This is a genomic window from Streptomyces sp. NPDC098781, assembly GCF_044759995.1.
GTDB lineage: Bacteria > Actinomycetota > Actinomycetes > Streptomycetales > Streptomycetaceae > Streptomyces.
This window is the reverse complement of the sequence record NZ_JBIWAK010000002.1, coordinates 593,734-608,971: the sequence shown is the minus strand read 5'-3', so window position 1 is coordinate 608,971 and position 15,238 is coordinate 593,734. Positions and strand designations below refer to the sequence as shown.

Annotated in this window: 14 protein-coding genes; 7 read left to right on the top strand and 7 right to left on the bottom strand. The window is 70.6% G+C overall.

Annotated features, from left to right (window positions below; genetic code table 11):
* Positions 1–16: 16 nt before the first annotated feature.
* The 3 genes from ACIQWG_RS08810 to panB all read right to left on the bottom strand — a co-directional run bounded on the left by ACIQWG_RS08810 (position 17) and on the right by panB (position 2,893).
* Positions 17–844 carry an ABC transporter permease gene (locus ACIQWG_RS08810; protein WP_404092165.1) on the bottom strand — a complete coding sequence of 276 codons (828 nt, stop codon included), beginning with the start codon at positions 842–844 and terminating at the stop codon, positions 17–19.
* Positions 841–1,866 (bottom strand): ATP-binding cassette domain-containing protein, encoded by a 1,026-nt coding sequence (locus ACIQWG_RS08805; protein ID WP_404092162.1) that lies wholly within the window; start codon positions 1,864–1,866, stop codon positions 841–843. The genes ACIQWG_RS08810 and ACIQWG_RS08805 overlap by 4 nt, the downstream gene beginning before the upstream one ends.
* 151 nt (positions 1,867–2,017) lie before the next feature.
* Positions 2,018–2,893, bottom strand: coding sequence for a 3-methyl-2-oxobutanoate hydroxymethyltransferase (panB, locus tag ACIQWG_RS08800; protein ID WP_404092160.1), 876 nt, complete (start codon positions 2,891–2,893; stop codon positions 2,018–2,020).
* Between the two features lie 189 nt (positions 2,894–3,082).
* Here panB and ACIQWG_RS08795 point away from each other — a divergent pair, with 189 nt between their 5' ends.
* From ACIQWG_RS08795 to ACIQWG_RS08775, 5 genes are all read left to right on the top strand, one after another.
* Positions 3,083–4,672 carry an MFS transporter gene (locus ACIQWG_RS08795; protein WP_404092157.1) on the top strand — a complete coding sequence of 530 codons (1,590 nt, stop codon included), beginning with the start codon at positions 3,083–3,085 and terminating at the stop codon, positions 4,670–4,672.
* 75 nt (positions 4,673–4,747) lie between these two features.
* A complete protein-coding gene (locus ACIQWG_RS08790; protein ID WP_404092155.1) occupies positions 4,748–5,377 on the top strand; it encodes a TetR/AcrR family transcriptional regulator in 630 nt (209 codons plus the stop codon).
* Between the two features lie 188 nt (positions 5,378–5,565).
* Complete coding sequence (locus tag ACIQWG_RS08785) at positions 5,566–6,618, top strand: endonuclease/exonuclease/phosphatase family protein (protein ID WP_404092152.1); 1,053 nt, start codon at positions 5,566–5,568, stop codon at positions 6,616–6,618.
* A gap of 147 nt (positions 6,619–6,765) precedes the next feature.
* Positions 6,766–7,986 (top strand): MFS transporter, encoded by a 1,221-nt coding sequence (locus tag ACIQWG_RS08780; RefSeq protein WP_404092150.1) that lies wholly within the window; start codon positions 6,766–6,768, stop codon positions 7,984–7,986.
* 1 nt (position 7,987) lies between these two features.
* Positions 7,988–8,260: a hypothetical protein gene (locus ACIQWG_RS08775; protein WP_404092147.1), complete on the top strand. Its 273-nt coding sequence runs from the start codon at positions 7,988–7,990 to the stop codon at positions 8,258–8,260.
* 94 nt (positions 8,261–8,354) lie between these two features.
* Here ACIQWG_RS08775 and ACIQWG_RS08770 read toward each other — a convergent pair whose 3' ends face one another.
* The 3 genes from ACIQWG_RS08770 to ACIQWG_RS08760 form a co-directional block, all read right to left on the bottom strand.
* Positions 8,355–10,289: a protease pro-enzyme activation domain-containing protein gene (locus tag ACIQWG_RS08770; RefSeq protein ID WP_404092146.1), complete on the bottom strand. Its 1,935-nt coding sequence runs from the start codon at positions 10,287–10,289 to the stop codon at positions 8,355–8,357.
* A 130-nt stretch (positions 10,290–10,419) separates the two neighbouring features.
* Entirely contained in the window at positions 10,420–11,043 is a 624-nt protein-coding gene (locus ACIQWG_RS08765) for a DUF305 domain-containing protein (RefSeq protein ID WP_404092144.1), read from the bottom strand.
* Entirely contained in the window at positions 11,040–11,705 is a 666-nt protein-coding gene (locus ACIQWG_RS08760) for a DUF3105 domain-containing protein (RefSeq protein ID WP_404092141.1), read from the bottom strand. Before ACIQWG_RS08760 ends, ACIQWG_RS08765 begins: the two co-directional genes overlap by 4 nt.
* Positions 11,706–11,879: 174 nt before the next feature.
* Between ACIQWG_RS08760 and ACIQWG_RS08755 the strand changes: the two genes are divergently transcribed.
* Positions 11,880–12,314 carry an RrF2 family transcriptional regulator gene (locus ACIQWG_RS08755; protein ID WP_404092139.1) on the top strand — a complete coding sequence of 145 codons (435 nt, stop codon included), beginning with the start codon at positions 11,880–11,882 and terminating at the stop codon, positions 12,312–12,314.
* Between the two features lie 19 nt (positions 12,315–12,333).
* On the opposite strand, the gene ACIQWG_RS08750 is transcribed toward ACIQWG_RS08755, so the two are convergent.
* On the bottom strand, positions 12,334–13,527 hold the full coding sequence (locus tag ACIQWG_RS08750; RefSeq protein WP_404092136.1) for a globin domain-containing protein: 1,194 nt from the start codon (positions 13,525–13,527) through the stop codon (positions 12,334–12,336).
* A 336-nt stretch (positions 13,528–13,863) separates the two neighbouring features.
* Here ACIQWG_RS08750 and glnA point away from each other — a divergent pair, with 336 nt between their 5' ends.
* A complete protein-coding gene (glnA, locus tag ACIQWG_RS08745; protein WP_404092133.1) occupies positions 13,864–15,225 on the top strand; it encodes a type I glutamate--ammonia ligase in 1,362 nt (453 codons plus the stop codon).
* Positions 15,226–15,238 lie beyond the last annotated feature (13 nt).

Here is a 15,238-nt window from a genome sequence, read left to right as displayed (position 1 = left end):
GTGCGCAGGGCCGACGTCAGCTCTTCGTGCGGAACTTGTGGATCGCGACCGGCGCCATCACCGCCGTGATGGCCACCGACCAGCCGAGCGTCACCCACAGGTCGTGCGCGACCGGCCCGCCCACCATCAGACCGCGCGAGGCGTCCGCCAGCGTGGACAGCGGGTTGTAGTCGGTGAAGGCCTGGAGCCAGCCCGGCATCGATGTGGTCGGTGCGAAGATCGACGAGCCGAACTGGAGCGGGAACAGCACCAGGAAGCCCATCGCCTGCACGGACTGCGCGCTCTTCATGATCACGCCCAGGGTGAGGAACACCCACATGATCGACGAGGCGAACGCCGTGGACAGGGCCACGGTGGCGAGAAGCCCCGCCCAGTTGGTGATGTCGAACCCGACCAGGACGGCGACGATCATCAGTACGGCGGTCGCGAAGAGCATCCGCAGCAGCTCCACCGAGATCTTCGCGAACAGCACCGAGCCGCGCCCGATCGGAAGCGACCGGAAGCGGTCCATCACACCGGAGTTGAAGTCCTGGCTGAAGCCGGTGCCGACGCCCTGGGACAGCGTCATGCTCATCATCGCGATCATGCCGGGGATCACGTACTGCACGTACTGGTCCTGACCGCCGCCCAGCGCCTGCCCGATCGAGCCGCCGAAGACGAACACGAACAGCAGGGTGAAGATGACCGGCATCAGCAGCGCGTCGGCCATCGACTCCGGGTCCTGCCGGATCCACAGCAGGTTGCGGCGCACCAGGGCGCCGGTGTGCCGCAGATGCGCGCGCAGCGAGATACGGGCGTCGTCGGTCGCGGCGGGCTGGGGCGCGGTCATGGTGGTGGCGCTCATACGGCGACCTCCTCGCGGTCGTCGGCGGGCACGGTGTCCTGCGGGGCACTGGCACGGTGGCCGGTGAGGGACAGGAACACCTCGTCCAGGCTGGGCAGTTCGGTGGTGATGGAGGCGAGCGTCACATCGCGCGCGGTGACGGCGCCGACGACCGCGGTCAGCTGCTCGTCGCTGAGGATCGGGACGAGGAGGGTGCCGGTGGTGGTGTCCACGGTGGTGTTCGCGAGCCCGGTGATGCCGAGGTCGTCGAGGTAGCCGGCGAGCGGCCGCAGCTGAAGGGCGTCGACCGGCCGGATCCGCAGGGTCCGCCCGCCGACCTTGGCCTTGAGCTCCTCGATGCCGCCGGCCGCGACGACCTGGCCCTTGTCGACGACGGTCAGCTCGGTGGCGAGCTGCTCGGCCTCCTCCATGTACTGCGTGGTCAGCAGCACGGTCACGCCGTCCCCGACCATCGTCTTGACCTCGTCCCACACCTCGTTGCGGGTGCGCGGGTCGAGGCCCGTGGTCGGCTCGTCGAGGAACAGCACGGCCGGCCGGCCGATCATGGAGGCGGCCAGGTCGAGCCGCCGCCGCATACCGCCGGAGTAGGTGCTGGCGGGCCGCTTGGCGGCGTCGGTCAGCGAGAAGCGCTCCAGCAGTGCGTCGGCACGCGCGCGTGCCTCCTTGCGGGGCAGATCGAGCAGCCGCCCGATCATGTACAGGTTCTCCCAGCCCGGGAGCTTCTCGTCCACGGAGGCGTACTGCCCGGTCAGGCCGATCACCCGGCGCAGCTGCCGGGGCTGCCGTATCACGTCGTACCCGGCGACGGTCGCCTGTCCGGCGTCCGGCTTCAGCAGTGTCGACAGGATCCGCACCAGGGTGGTCTTGCCCGCCCCGTTCGGTCCCAGCACCCCCATGACGGTGCCCTCACGTACATCCAGGTCCACACCGTCCAGAGCCTTGGTCTCGCCGTAGTGCTTGACCAACCCCCGCACAGAGACGGCGCTGCTCACGCCGCCCGGCTTGTTGTCGATTCGCGTCATGGGGACGACGTTGTCAGGGCCCACCGACAAACCGCCGACAAGCCACCGACAGCGGCCGACGTTCACCTGAACAAAGAGGGCAGCCCGCCGACGGGGGAAGATCGGCGGGCTGCCTTTGTGCCGCAATGGTCCAGATGCGGGAGGCCTCGGCTCAGTGCACCGAGTGCTCCTCCAGCGGGAACGTTCCGCCGACGACGTCGTCCGCGAACGCCTTCGCCGCGTCGCCCATGACCTGGCGGAGGTCGGCGTACTGCTTGACGAACTTCGGGACCCGGCCGCCGGTCAGGCCCAGCATGTCCGTCCAGACCAGGACCTGCGCGTCGGTCTGCGCGCCGGCGCCGATACCGACCGTCGGGATGTGCAGCACCCGGGTCACCTCGGCCGCCAGCTCCGCCGGAACCAGCTCCAGGACGACCGCGAACGCGCCCGCGTCCTGGACCGCCTTGGCGTCCCGCAGCAGCTGCTGGGCCGCCTCCTCGCCGCGGCCCTGGACGCGGTAGCCCATGGCGTTGACGGACTGCGGGGTCAGGCCGATGTGGGCCATGACCGGGATGCCGGACTCCACCAGCAGCTCGATCTGGCGGTGCGAGCGCTCGCCGCCCTCCAGCTTGACCGCGCCGACGCCGGCCTCCTTCACCAGCCGGGTCGCCGAGCGCAGCGCCTGCACCGGGCCCTCCTGGTAGGAGCCGAAGGGCAGGTCGCCGACGATCAGGGCGCGGGAGGTGCCGCGTACGACGGCCGCCGAGAGCATGGTCATCTCGTCGAGCGTCACCGGCACGGTGCTCTCGTAGCCGAGGTGACAGTTGCCCGCCGAGTCGCCGACGAGCATGACCGGGATGCCGGCCTCGTCGAACACGGACGCGGTCATCGCGTCGTAGGCGGTGAGCATGGGCCACTTCTCGCCGCGCTCCTTGGCGAGGGCGATGTCCCGAACAGTGATGCGCCGAGTGCCCTTGCCCCCGTACAGCGTCTTGCTGCCGTCGGAGGGCTTCGCCTGAGGCGTCTGGGCAGCCGAAAGCTGCGTCATTGCAACGGCTCCTTCATGTCATCTCGAGGCGCCCTTACGGCGTCCCCGGATCCCCTCCATGGTGGCACTACGTGCCGAGCGGTGCCAGGCCCCCTCGTGTGAGATCCACCCCGCGGGCGTCCGTAAGTTCTCGGTAAGAAAATAAGATACGAGACGGTTCCGTATCGAAAATCTCCTAGGCTCGACGACATGACTTCACCCGTCCCTGACACCGGCTCCCGGATACCGGAGGCCGTGCACCGGCGCCGCTGGGCGATCCTCGGCGTGCTGATGCTCAGCCTGCTGATCGTCGTCCTGGACAACTCGATCCTGAACGTGGCCATCAAGACCATCTCGACCCCGGCCCCGACCGGCCTCGGAGCCACCCAGAGCGAGCTGGAGTGGGCGATCAACGCCTACACCCTCGTCTTCGCCGGCCTGCTGTTCAGCGCCGGCATCCTCGGCGACCGGCTGGGCCGCAAGAAGGTCCTGCTCGGCGGACTCGCCGTGTTCGGCATCGGCTCCGCCCTCGCCGCGTTCTCCGGCTCGCCGGGCGAGCTGATCGGCTTCCGCGCGGTGATGGGCCTCGGCGCGGCCTTCGTCATGCCGGCCACGCTCGCCGTCCTGATGAACGTCTTCGAGCGTGACGAGCAGCCCAAGGCCATCGGCATCTGGGCGGGCGGCGTCGGCCTGGCCATCGCCATCGGCCCGATCACGGGCGGCGTGCTGCTCGACCACTTCTGGTGGGGGTCGGTCTTCCTCATCAACGTGCCGATCGTGCTGCTCGCGCTCGCGCTGATGCTGTGGCTGGTCCCCGACTCGCGCGACCCGAAGCCCGGGCGTATCGACCCCGTCGGCGTCGTGCTGTCCGTCGTCGGTCTCGTCCTGCTGGTCTACGGCATCATCAAGGGCGGCCAGCTCGCCAACTTCACGGACCCGAAGGTCCTCGCGACGATCGCCGCCGGCCTCGCCGTGCTCGCCGCCTTCGTCGTCTTCGAGAAGCGCAGCGACCATCCGTCCATAGACGTCACCTATTTCCGCAACAAGGTCTTCTCGGCCGCGATCGGCGTCATCGCGCTGGTCTTCTTCGCGCTGATGGGCGTGACCTTCTTCTCGGTCTTCTACACGCAGAGCGTGCGCGGGTACTCGCCGCTGGAGACCGGTCTGCTGATGCTGCCGCTCGCCGCCGCCCAGATGATCTTCGCGCCGCGTGCCCGGCTCGTCGTCGACCGGTTCGGCAACCGGGCCACGACCACCGGCGCCATGCTGCTCATCGCGCTCACGCTGGCGGCGTTCGCCACCTTCGAGGCGGACACGCCGATCTGGATCCTGGAGGTCGTCTTCTTCCTCATGGGCGCCGCCATGGCGCACATCATGACCCCGGTCAGCGTCGTCATCATGCAGGCCCTGCCCCGCGAGAAGGCCGGTTCCGCCTCCGCCCTGAGCAACACCTTCCGCCAGGTCGGCGGCGCCCTCGGCATCGCCGTACTGGGCTCGGTCCTGTCGACGGCGTACCGCGGCGGCATCGAGGACCGGCTCGCGGTGCTGCCCGAGGGTCTGCGGCACACCGCCGGCGAGTCCATCGAGGCCACGCTGGGTGTCGCCGACCGGATCGGCCCGCGCGGCGACGCCCTGGTCGGCGCGGCCCACGACGCGTTCCTGCACGCCATGCACATCACGGCCCTGTGGGGAGCGGGCGTCGCGGTGCTCGGCGCGGTGGTCGTGGCGCTGTTCCTGCCGGGGCGGCCGACGGAGCCTCAGAAGGGCGAGGAAGAGAGGGAGTTGGTGGCTTCGGAGTAGCGGAACGCCCCCGTCGCGCGCGCCGGGGGCGCACCCGGGGGACAATCAGCACACCCCATGGAAAGGACCGACCAAGTGAGCCTCGCCGACAGCCGGCCCCGGCAGGACGGGCCCGTACGGGGCCGTCCCCGCAGCGAGGCCGTGGAGCGGTCCATCATCGAGGGCGTCATCAGGCTGCTGGAGGAGGGCGTGCCGCTCGCGGAGCTGTCCATCGAGCGCATCGCCCGCACCGCCGGCGTCGGCAAGGCCACCATCTACCGCCGCTGGAACGGCAAGGAGGAGCTCTTCGTCGACGTCGTGCGCTCCGCCGAGCCCCCGGACCCCGAGCTGCCCGGCACCTCGGTGCGCGACGACCTCGTGGCGCTCATGGAGCAGTTGCGCAGGCGCGGCCTGATGACGCGTTCGTCCGTGCTGCTGCACAACGTCATCGCCCAGATGAAGAGCACGCCGAAGATCTGGCACGCCTATCACGCGACCGTCGTCGAGCCGCGGCGCAGGAAACAGCACGCGATCCTGCGCCGCGCGCAGGAGAACGGCGAGCTGCGCACCGACATCGACGTGGACGTGATGAACGACATGATCTTCGGCCCGATGCTGGTGCGGGCGGTCATGCGCCCGGACGCCGAGCTGCCGGAAGGGCTGGCGGAGCAGATGGTCGACACGGTGCTCGAAGGTCTACGGCCCGTCAGTTCGCGCACTCCGTAGCATGCATGTGCGCGTTTCGTCACAGAGCGCGCTTTCCCCCGAGGTGACCGGAACTCGCGAAGCCGACTTGTACGTCCTCGCCCCCGTACGGCCGTCATCAGTACGGCGGGAACGGAGCCGATCATCCCCTAGGGTTTCTTTGGGCGCGGGGGGACGACGGTGTGCACGGTAGGTAGTGAGGCGACGGTATGGCGCAGCAGGCGTACGTGACGGAGACGGACAGCTCAGGCTCGGGACCCGAGCACCGGGAATCCGGGCTTCGGCGCCTGCGGAGTCGGCTGCTCACGGGCTGGCGCGGTGACCCACGCGTCTGGCGGCGCGGCATCGTCCTGGCCGCTCTCGCGGCGGTCCTCGCGATGGTGATGGGGCTGCACGCGCGGATCCCGAACGCCATCGGCAACCTCGGCAGCCTGACCGAGACGTTTCTGCCCTGGCTGGGGCTGTTCATCCCGGTACTTCTCCTGCTGGCCGTGGTGCGGAAGTCCGCGACCGCGCTGATCGCCCTGCTGCTCCCGTCGGTCGTCTGGCTGAACCTCTTCGGCGGCCAGCTCAGCGACAAGACCGGCGCCGGCGGCGACCTGACGGTGGCCACGCACAACGTCAACGCCGAGAACGCCGACCCGTCCGGCACCGCCCAGGACGTCGCCGCCTCCGGCGCGGACGTCGTCGCGCTGGAGGAGCTGACGGCGGCGGCGGTCCCGACGTACGAGAAGGCGCTGTCGGCGACGTACAAGTACCACTCGGTGCAGGGCACCGTCGGGCTGTGGAGCAAGTACCCGCTGAGCGGGGTGACGCCGGTCAACATCGAGCTGGGCTGGACCCGTGCCATGCGGGCCGCGGTGACGACGCCGTCCGGGCAGGTCGCGGTGTACGTCGCCCATCTGCCGTCGGTGCGGGTGAAGATGGAGGCCGGGTTCACCGCCCGGCAGCGCGACAAGAGCGCCAACGCGCTGGGCGAGGCCATCGCCCACGAGCCGCTGGGCAAGGTCGTGCTGCTCGGCGATCTGAACGGCACCATGAACGACCGCGCGCTCAGGGCGGTCACCGCCCAGATGCGCTCCACGCAGGGCGCCTCGGGCAGCGGGATGGGGTTCAGCTGGCCGGCGTCGTTCCCCATGGCGCGGATCGACCAGATCATGGTCAAGGGCGTCGAGCCGATGAGCTCGTGGACGCTGCCGCAGACCGGCAGCGACCATCTGCCGGTGGCCGCGCGTGTGAAGGTCGACACAGCCGCGTCCTGAAAACCCCAGGTCAGCGCCGACTGGACGGGTGTGTGCCACCGGCATGTCATCTGCCGGAATACTGGGCCAGAGAGACTTTGTTCCGTACTTGAACATAAGAAGTCACGGAACTGACGCTCTCGACACCCGGAAAGGCAACGGCACTTCATGCCCCTGGCCCTGCTCGCCCTCGCCGTAGGCGCCTTCGGTATCGGCACCACCGAGTTCGTGATGATGGGCCTGCTGCCCGAAGTCGCGAACGACCTGCACATCTCGATCCCCACCGCCGGGCACCTGGTCTCGGCGTACGCACTCGGCGTCGTCATCGGCGCCCCGCTGCTCGCGGCGGTCACGGCCCGGCTGCCGCGCCGCACCGTCCTGATCGGCCTCATGGCCCTGTTCGTCGTGGGCAACGCCCTGTCCGCCTTCGCGCCGGACCACCACTGGCTGCTGGCCGCCCGCTTCCTCAGCGGACTGCCGCACGGCGCCTTCTTCGGCGTCGGCGCGGTCGTGGCGACGAACATGGTCGCGCCGGAGCGCAAGGCACGCTCCGTGTCGCTCATGTTCCTGGGCCTGACCATGGCCAACGTCGCGGGCGTACCGGTGGCCACCCTCATGGGGCAGCACCTGGGCTGGCGGGCCACCTTCCTCGGCGTGAGCACGATCGGGCTGGCGGCGATGGCGTCGCTGGCGCTGCTGATACCGCGCGCCGAGGCGCACGCCGCCCCGGCGGCCGGGCTGCGCGGCGAGCTGGCCGCGCTGCGCTCGGTGCCGGTGTGGCTGGCGCTCGGCACCACGGTCGCCGGCTTCGGCGCGCTGTTCGCCGCGTACAGCTACATCACGCCGATGCTGACCGACGCCGCCGGGTACGCCGACGCCAGCGTGACGCTGCTGCTGGCGCTGTTCGGCGTGGGCGCGACGGTCGGCAACCTGCTCGGCGGCCGGCTGGCGGACCACGCGCTGCGGGCGACGCTGTTCGGCGGGCTGGGGTCGCTGGCCGTCGTGCTGGCGCTGTTCCCGCTGCTGATGTCCACGCAGTGGAGCGCGGCCCTCGCCGTGACGCTCCTCGGCACGGCGGCCTTCGTGACCGGCTCCCCGCTCCAGCTGATGGTCATGGAGAAGGCCTCGGCGGCCCCGTCCCTGGCCTCCTCGGCCAACCAGGCGGCCTTCAACCTCGCGAACGCGGGCGGCGCCTGGCTCGGCGGCCTGGCCCTCACAGCGGGCCTCGGCGTGACGTCCCCCGCACCGACCGGCGCGGCACTGGCCGTACTGGGACTCGGCGTGGCGGGCACGGCGTACGCGGTGGACCGGCGTCGGGTGGCTCCGGCGGGGGTGCGGGAGCGTGTGGTGGCCGGGCATGTGCCGGTGCGGGAGGGGGCGTCTCGCTGAGGTGGGGCGTATCGCGGGCCTGCTGGGGTTGGGCTTCGCGGGGTGGCGTCTGTGGTGGACCGGCGGGGCGGGCGGTCGCCGCTTCTGGGCCGACGCCCAGCGGAGGTCGTGGGGGTGCCGCTCCGGGGCATCGGCGGGTGCGGAATTGGCCGGGTCGCGGCTCGGCGTGGCGGGCACGGCGTACGCGGTGGACCGGCGTCGGGTGGCTCCGGCGGGGGTGCGGGAGCGTGTGGTGGCCGGGCATGTGCCGGTGCGGGAGGGGGCGTCTCGCTGAGGTGGGGCTGGGCCTTGGGGTGAAGGTGGCCGTGGGCGCCCTGACGCCCCGCCGGCGTGGGTGATGCTTCCGTCGGCGGGGCGTGCGCAGGGGGTCAGGGGCGGTACGACTCCACGTAGCCGTTCGCGGGTGTGCCCACGCCCGTGACGTCGTCGTAGCCCTTCACGGCGCTCAGGGAGCTGTCCTTGCCGAGGCTGCGTACCGATGTCGTCAGACCGTCCGTCGCGTCATGGCCGTTGACGTAGTCGACGCGGGCCACCGCGAGGCCGGAGCCCGTCGGGTCGTCCGTGACGTCGTGGTACGCCTTCGAGCCGTAGCGCGCGTAGAGCGCCGGGTTGGCGAAACCGAGCGGCTTGCCGCCGCGGGCCTCCTGGGCGAGGGCCTGGACGGCCGCCATCACCGGCGCCGCCAGCGAGGTGCCGCCGAGCCGGTACTCGTCGTACGCCTGCGTCGTGCCGTCCGGCATGGTCTGCGTCTGGCCCACCAGGAACCCGGTGTTCGGGTCGGCGACGGCCGCGACGTCCGGGACGACCCGGTTGCCGTCGGCGCTGTTCGCCCTGGCCAGCGCGTCCGGCACGACGCCCTGCTGGTAGTACGGCTCGGCGACCGTCCTGCTCGTGCCGCCGCCCGCGCCCGAGGTGAAGGCGCCGGGGAAGTCGGTCCAGCTCCCGCCGTCCGCCGACAGGACCGCCTTCTCGGTGCCCCAGCCGGTCTCCCACAGGTACCTGTCGCCCTTGCCGACCGCCAGCGAGGTACCGCCGACCGCCGTCACCCATGCCGAACTCGCCGGGACGTCCACCTGCTTGGTGCCGCTGCTCGCGACCTCGTCGCCGTCGTCGCCGGAGGAGTAGTAGAAGCCGATGCCCTCGACCGCGCCGAACTGGAACACCTGGTCGAACACGGCCGCGAGGTCCGGCGTCTGGGCGTCCTCGGTCTCGCCCCAGGAGTTGGAGACGAGGTCGGCCAGGTGGTTGTCGACGATCTTGCCGAGGGAGTCGAGCAGGTCCTCGTCGGAGCAGGACGCGGCACCCACGTACGTGATCTGCGCGCCGGGCGCGACCGCGTGCACGGACTCGACGTCGAGCGTCTCCTCGCCGTACCAGCCGGCCGCCCCGCACTCCTCGGTCCCCGTGTACTTCGCCGGCAGGACCTGGCGCAACTGGCCGCTCTTCCAGGCCGCGTCGCCGTTGCGCCTGGCGTAGGTACCCGCGTCGAAGGCGATGGTGGGGGAGGCGTACGCGTCGGTGATCGCGATGCGCACGCCCTTGCCGGTGCGCTTGCCGGCGCCGTACGCGGCGCGCAGCTGCCTGCCGGTGTAGCCCTTGACGGCGTACGGGATCTTCGTGCCGTACGCGTCCGGCAGCGTCCTGGCCACGTTCGAGCCGTGGTACGACGAGAAGGGCCCGGCGTTGCGGAACACCGTCTCCGGCGGCGGGAGTCGGTCCTGGTGGCTCGCCAGATGGGGCGCGCTGTCGAGACCGGTGACGGTCAGGACCGCGTCCTTCACCTCGTCCGGCACCGAGGCGGTACCGGTGGGTGCGCGGTAGGTCTTCGCGCCCTTGGCGTAGTTGTGCAGCTGGGTACCGAACGCCCGCTCCGCGGCGGCCACATCACCGGCGACGGAGACATAGTGCCGGGTGACACCCGTGACCTTCAGGCCGGCGGACGTCAACCAGGTCCTCACGGCGGCCACTTGGGCCTGCGTCGCGCCGAAGCGGGCCTGCGCCTCGGCCGCGGTCAGGTACTTGCCGTACGACGCCGAGTGCGGGTCGGACACCGCCTTGGCGTACGCGGCGAGCCCGGTCGCGTCCCTGCCCCGCAGATAGACGCGGACGGCCACCTGAGCGTGGTCCGAGGCCGCGCCCCGGTCCGCCCGGGACGTGGCCCAGGCGGGCTTGGTGCCGGCGAGGGTGTCGCGGCCGTCCGCGGCGTGCGCGGCCGGTATGCCGAGCGCCATCGCGCCGGTGAGCAGAGGCAGTGTCGCCGCCAGGCTCATCGAGGCGCGCAGCGCGGCACGTCGAGATCTCATGGAACCCCCTGTGCGATTCGTTTGCGAGTGGATCACCCGAGGTGGCCACTCAAGCGGCGAACCGTTCACGTCAGGGGAATGCGCGGCTCAAGAAGGTCCCAACTACGTTAATGACACGGCCATTTCGGGGCTACGACCGCGCTTTCGAGCCCCGTTCCCGCAGCATGTCGGCCATCAGGTCGATCTCCGACCGCTGCCCGTTCACCATGGTCCGCGCGAGCCGCTTCTCGACCTCGACCCCGCACTTGTCGAGGCAGCCCTGCGCCATGTGGATGCCGCCCTTGTGATGGGCCGTCATCAACTGGAGGAAGAAGACCTCCGCCTGCTTGCCGCTGAGCGTCCCCAGCTTTTTCATCTCCGCGTCGGTCGCCATACCCGGCATCAGCGACCCCTCCCCGGCGGAGGGCATGTCACCCATGCCCATCCACGTCATCGGCGCGTCCGACGACACCTTGGGCAGCTTCCACAGATCCAGCCAGCCCAGCATCATGCCGCGCTGGTTGGCCTGCGTCTGCGCGATGTCGTACGCCAGCCTGCGCACGTCCTCGTCATCGGTGCGGTCCCGCACGATGTACGACATCTCCACGGCCTGCTGATGGTGCACCGCCATGTCCCGCGCGAACCCGGCGTCCGCCGAGTCGGCAGTCGGCGTATCGCTCGTACCACCGTCCTCGGCGACGGCGTAGGTGAGCGCGCCGACCGCTACGAGAACGGCCGCCGCCGCCCCCGTGATCCAACCGACGTGCTGCTTCACTCCGACAGACCGCCCGTGCACGCCGCGCCCGGCTCGGGCGTCTGCTCACCCTGGACGTACGTCTCGAAGAACTTGCCCACGTTCGGGTCCTTCGCGCTCGTCACCGTGCGCTGGTGCCCCCACGCGGTGAGCATGATCGGGTCCTTCTGCTTCTCGTCCGGGCTCATCAGCGTGTACGGCGTCTGCTTGACCTTCGCCGTCAGCGCCTCGATGTCGGCCTTCGACGCCTTGCTGGTGTACGTCACCCAGACCGCGCCGTGCTCCAGCGAGTGCACGGCGTGCTCGTTCTTGAGCTCCTTGTCGTAGACGTCGCCGTTGCAGTTCATCCACACCTGGTTGTGGTCGCCGCCGACCGGGGGCTCCGAGGTGTACGACACGCTCTTGGCGACATGGGTGCGCCCGAGCTCGCCCTTCCAGGTCCGCACGCCGTCCTCACCGGTGACGAACTTCCCGGTGGTCTTCGCGTCGGCCTGGGCCTTGTCGCCGTCGTCGGACTGCGACCGGACGAGGACGACCCCGCCGACCACGAGACCGGCCACGACCACCACGCTCGCCGCGATGGTCAGGATGCGGTTTCGCCGCTCACGGGCACGCTCGGCACGCCGCATCTCCTCTATCCGAGCCTTGCGTGCCGCGTTGCTCTGGTTCTTGGCGGAGCCCATGAGTGTTGTCCTTCTGGGGAAAGGGACGGTCGGGTCCGCTGATCGTAATGGGGAAGCTGTGACTTCTCGTAGAGAGGGCACGGGAAAGGGCCGGATCGGGACGACCCCGTCCGTCGGCGTGCGCCCGCCGACCGATATTTTGAACCGTGGATGCGCATTATCTACGCTGCTCGCATGCGGCTGTTGCGCTCCACCGACCTGGCACTGCGCCTCCTCATGCGGCTCGCCGTGCTGGGGGACGCCACGCCGACGACCCGCGAGGTCGCGGCGGACATGGAGGTGCCGTACACACACGCCGCCAAGGTCGTCGCCGAGCTCCAGCACATGGGCCTGGTGGACGCCCGCCGGGGGCGCGGCGGCGGGCTCTGGCTCAGCGAGCGGGGCCGTACCGCTTCGGTCGGCGCGATCGTGCGCGCCTTCGAGGGGGACGGGGACGTCGTCGAGTGCGAGGGCGACAACCCGTGCCCGCTGCACACCGGGTGCCGGCTGCGCGGCGCGCTGCGCCGGGCCCAGGAGGCCTTCTTCGCCTCGCTGGACCCGCTGACGGTGGCCGACGTGACCGCGGACCCGACCGGCCCGCTGCTGTTGCAGATCGGCCGGCACCCCTGACGGCCCTCCCGCCCCCGCGCTACCGCGCCGACCAGAGGTCCGGGCCGAACACCTCGTAGTGGATGTCGGCCGGTGCCACACCCTTCCCGATCAGCTGCGTCCGCACCGCCCGCATGAAGGGCAGCGGACCGCACAGGTACGCGCGCGTGCCCTTCGGTACGGCGAGTGGCGTGAGGTCGACCAGGCCGGTGCGGTGGCCGTCGTCGGCGTCGGCCTCGTACCAGAAGTGGACCGAGGCGTCCGGCAGCTTCCCGGCGTAGGTCTCGTGGTCGGCACGCAGGGCGTGCTCGGCGGGGGAGCGGTCGCCGTGCACGACGAGCACCGGGCCCTGGTGCCCGCGGTCCGCGAGCTGCCCCAGGATGGCGACCATCGGGGTCACGCCGATGCCGGCGGAGGCGAGCAGGAGCGGCGCGTCGGTGCCGGTGCTGTCCCCTTCGTCGAGCACGAGGTCGCCGTACGGTGCCGAAAGGAGCAGCCGGTCACCGACGCGCACGCGCGCGTGGAGGTGGTTCGAGACCTCGCCGTCGGGCGTGGCCCCGCCGTGCACCCGCTTCACACTGAACTGGCGTACCGGTGAGCCGGCCGCGGCGGAGAGGCTGTACTGCCGTATCTGCCGGGCCCCGTCCGCCAGCTCGACCTGGACCGAGACGTACTGCCCGGCGCGGAAGTCCGGTACCGGGCCGCCGTCGGCGGGCCGCAGCCGGAAGGTGGCGACGTCGGCGGTCTCCTCGACCCGTCCGACGACCTCCCACTCGCGCCGGCCGCCCTCGCCGTGCTCCTCGTACAGCCGCTTCTCGATGGCGATCAGGGCGTTCGCCATCAGCCAGTAGACCTCGTCCCAGGCGGCCGCGACCTCGGCTGTGACGGCCTCGCCGAGCACCTCGGCGAGGCCGGCGAACAGGTGCTCGTGCACCAGGGCGTACTGCTCGGCGGTGACACCGAGGGAGGCGTGCTTGTGCGCGATCCGGCCCAGCATCGCGTCGGGCCGCTGGTCGGGGTGGTCCACCAGGTACGTCGCGAACGCGGCGATCGACCCCGCGAGCGCCTGCCGCTGGGTGCCGGCCGCCTGGTTGGCGCGGTTGAACAGGTCGCGCAGCAGCTCGGGGCGGGCGGCGAACATCCGGGCGTAGAAGCGCTCGGTGATCTCGCCGATGGCCCCGCCGACGACGGGGAGGGTGGCGCGCACGGTGGCGGCGGACTGCTCGGACAGCATCGGGGGTCTCCTCAGGTTCGGCCGGGCGGTGCGACGGCGGCCGCCCGCCTCCATTAAACTTGCATCTGAGATGCAAATTAAAGCGGGGTGGGTCCTGAGCGGCCGGGCATTACGGATGTCACTCCGAGCAGGCAAGATGGGCGACGGAGCAGCGCACCGACACCGAGGCCGGGCCGGGACACCTGCCGTAGGGCAGGCGTTCGACCTGAGGTCGCCACGGCGATCAAGGTCCGCAACGCGCGCGAAACGCTGGTGTGGTGTGATGCTCAGGTGCCCGACCGCCTCCTCGGGACTCGGAGACAGGCGGCCTGACCAGCAAGGATGGGGAAGCGGAAGATGGACAAGCAGCAGGAGTTCGTGCTCCGGACCTTGGAGGAGCGCGACATCCGGTTCGTACGCCTGTGGTTCACGGACGTGCTGGGCTTCCTCAAGTCCGTCGCCGTGGCCCCTGCCGAGCTTGAGCAGGCCTTCGACGAGGGCATCGGCTTCGACGGCTCGGCGATCGAGGGCTTCGCCCGGGTCTACGAGTCCGACATGATCGCCAAGCCGGACCCGTCGACCTTCCAGATCCTCCCGTGGCGCGCCGAGGCCCCCGGCACGGCCCGGATGTTCTGCGACATCCTCATGCCGGACGGCTCCCCGTCCTTCGCCGACCCGCGCTACGTCCTCAAGCGCGCCCTCGCCCGCGCCTCCGACCTGGGCTTCACCTTCTACACCCACCCGGAGATCGAGTTCTTCCTGCTGAAGGACCGCCCGCTGGACGGCTCACGGCCGACGCCCGCCGACAACTCCGGCTACTTCGACCACACCCCGACCAACGTCGGCATGGACTTCCGCCGCCAGGCCATCACCATGCTGGAGTCGATGGGCATCTCGGTGGAGTTCTCCCACCACGAGGGCGCACCCGGCCAGCAGGAGATCGACCTGCGCTACGCCGACGCGCTGTCCACGGCCGACAACATCATGACGTTCCGCCTGGTCATGAAGCAGGTCGCGCTGGAGCAGGGCGTCCACGCGACCTTCATGCCGAAGCCGTTCTCCGAGCACCCGGGCTCCGGCATGCACACACACCTGTCCCTCTTCGAGGGCGACCGCAACGCGTTCTACGAGTCCGGCTCGGAGTACCAGCTCTCCAAGGTCGGCCGCTCCTTCATCGCCGGTCTGCTGCGGCACGCGGCGGAGATCTCCGCGGTCACCAACCAGTGGGTGAACTCCTACAAGCGCATCTGGGGCGGCTCCGAGCGCACCGCGGGCGCCGGCGGCGAGGCACCGTCGTACATCTGCTGGGGCCACAACAACCGCTCGGCCCTGGTCCGCGTCCCGATGTACAAGCCCGGCAAGACGGGCTCGGCCCGCGTCGAGGTCCGCTCCCTGGACTCCGGCGCCAACCCGTACCTCGCCTACGCCGTCCTACTGGCCGCCGGCCTCAAGGGCATCGAGGAGAGCTACGAACTGCCGCCGGGCGCCGAGGACGACGTCTGGGCCCTGTCCGACGCCGAGCGCCGCGCGATGGGCATCGAACCGCTGCCGCAGAACCTGGGCGAGTCCCTGTCACTGATGGAGCGCAGCGACCTGGTCGCCGAGACCCTCGGCGAGCACGTCTTCGACTTCTTCCTGCGCAACAAGCGGGCGGAATGGCATGAGTACCGGTCCGAGGTGACCGCGTTCGAGATGCGGAAGAGTCTGCCGGTGCTGTAAGTGCGGGCCGCAC

What these genes read in the sequence shown, in the direction of transcription:
- glnA (WP_404092133.1), top strand. Translation starts at nt 13,864, where the DNA reads ATGGACAAGCAGCAGGAGTTCGTGCTCCGGACCTTGGAGGAGCGCGAC.
- ACIQWG_RS08760 (WP_404092141.1), bottom strand. Translation starts at nt 11,705, where the DNA reads ATGGGCTCCGCCAAGAACCAGAGCAACGCGGCACGCAAGGCTCGGATA.
- ACIQWG_RS08805 (WP_404092162.1), bottom strand. Translation starts at nt 1,866, where the DNA reads ATGACGCGAATCGACAACAAGCCGGGCGGCGTGAGCAGCGCCGTCTCT.
- ACIQWG_RS08780 (WP_404092150.1), top strand. Translation starts at nt 6,766, where the DNA reads ATGCCCCTGGCCCTGCTCGCCCTCGCCGTAGGCGCCTTCGGTATCGGC.
- ACIQWG_RS08785 (WP_404092152.1), top strand. Translation starts at nt 5,566, where the DNA reads ATGGCGCAGCAGGCGTACGTGACGGAGACGGACAGCTCAGGCTCGGGA.
- ACIQWG_RS08750 (WP_404092136.1), bottom strand. Translation starts at nt 13,527, where the DNA reads ATGCTGTCCGAGCAGTCCGCCGCCACCGTGCGCGCCACCCTCCCCGTC.
- ACIQWG_RS08755 (WP_404092139.1), top strand. Translation starts at nt 11,880, where the DNA reads ATGCGGCTGTTGCGCTCCACCGACCTGGCACTGCGCCTCCTCATGCGG.
- ACIQWG_RS08810 (WP_404092165.1), bottom strand. Translation starts at nt 844, where the DNA reads ATGAGCGCCACCACCATGACCGCGCCCCAGCCCGCCGCGACCGACGAC.
- ACIQWG_RS08770 (WP_404092146.1), bottom strand. Translation starts at nt 10,289, where the DNA reads ATGAGATCTCGACGTGCCGCGCTGCGCGCCTCGATGAGCCTGGCGGCG.
- ACIQWG_RS08795 (WP_404092157.1), top strand. Translation starts at nt 3,083, where the DNA reads ATGACTTCACCCGTCCCTGACACCGGCTCCCGGATACCGGAGGCCGTG.
- panB (WP_404092160.1), bottom strand. Translation starts at nt 2,893, where the DNA reads ATGACGCAGCTTTCGGCTGCCCAGACGCCTCAGGCGAAGCCCTCCGAC.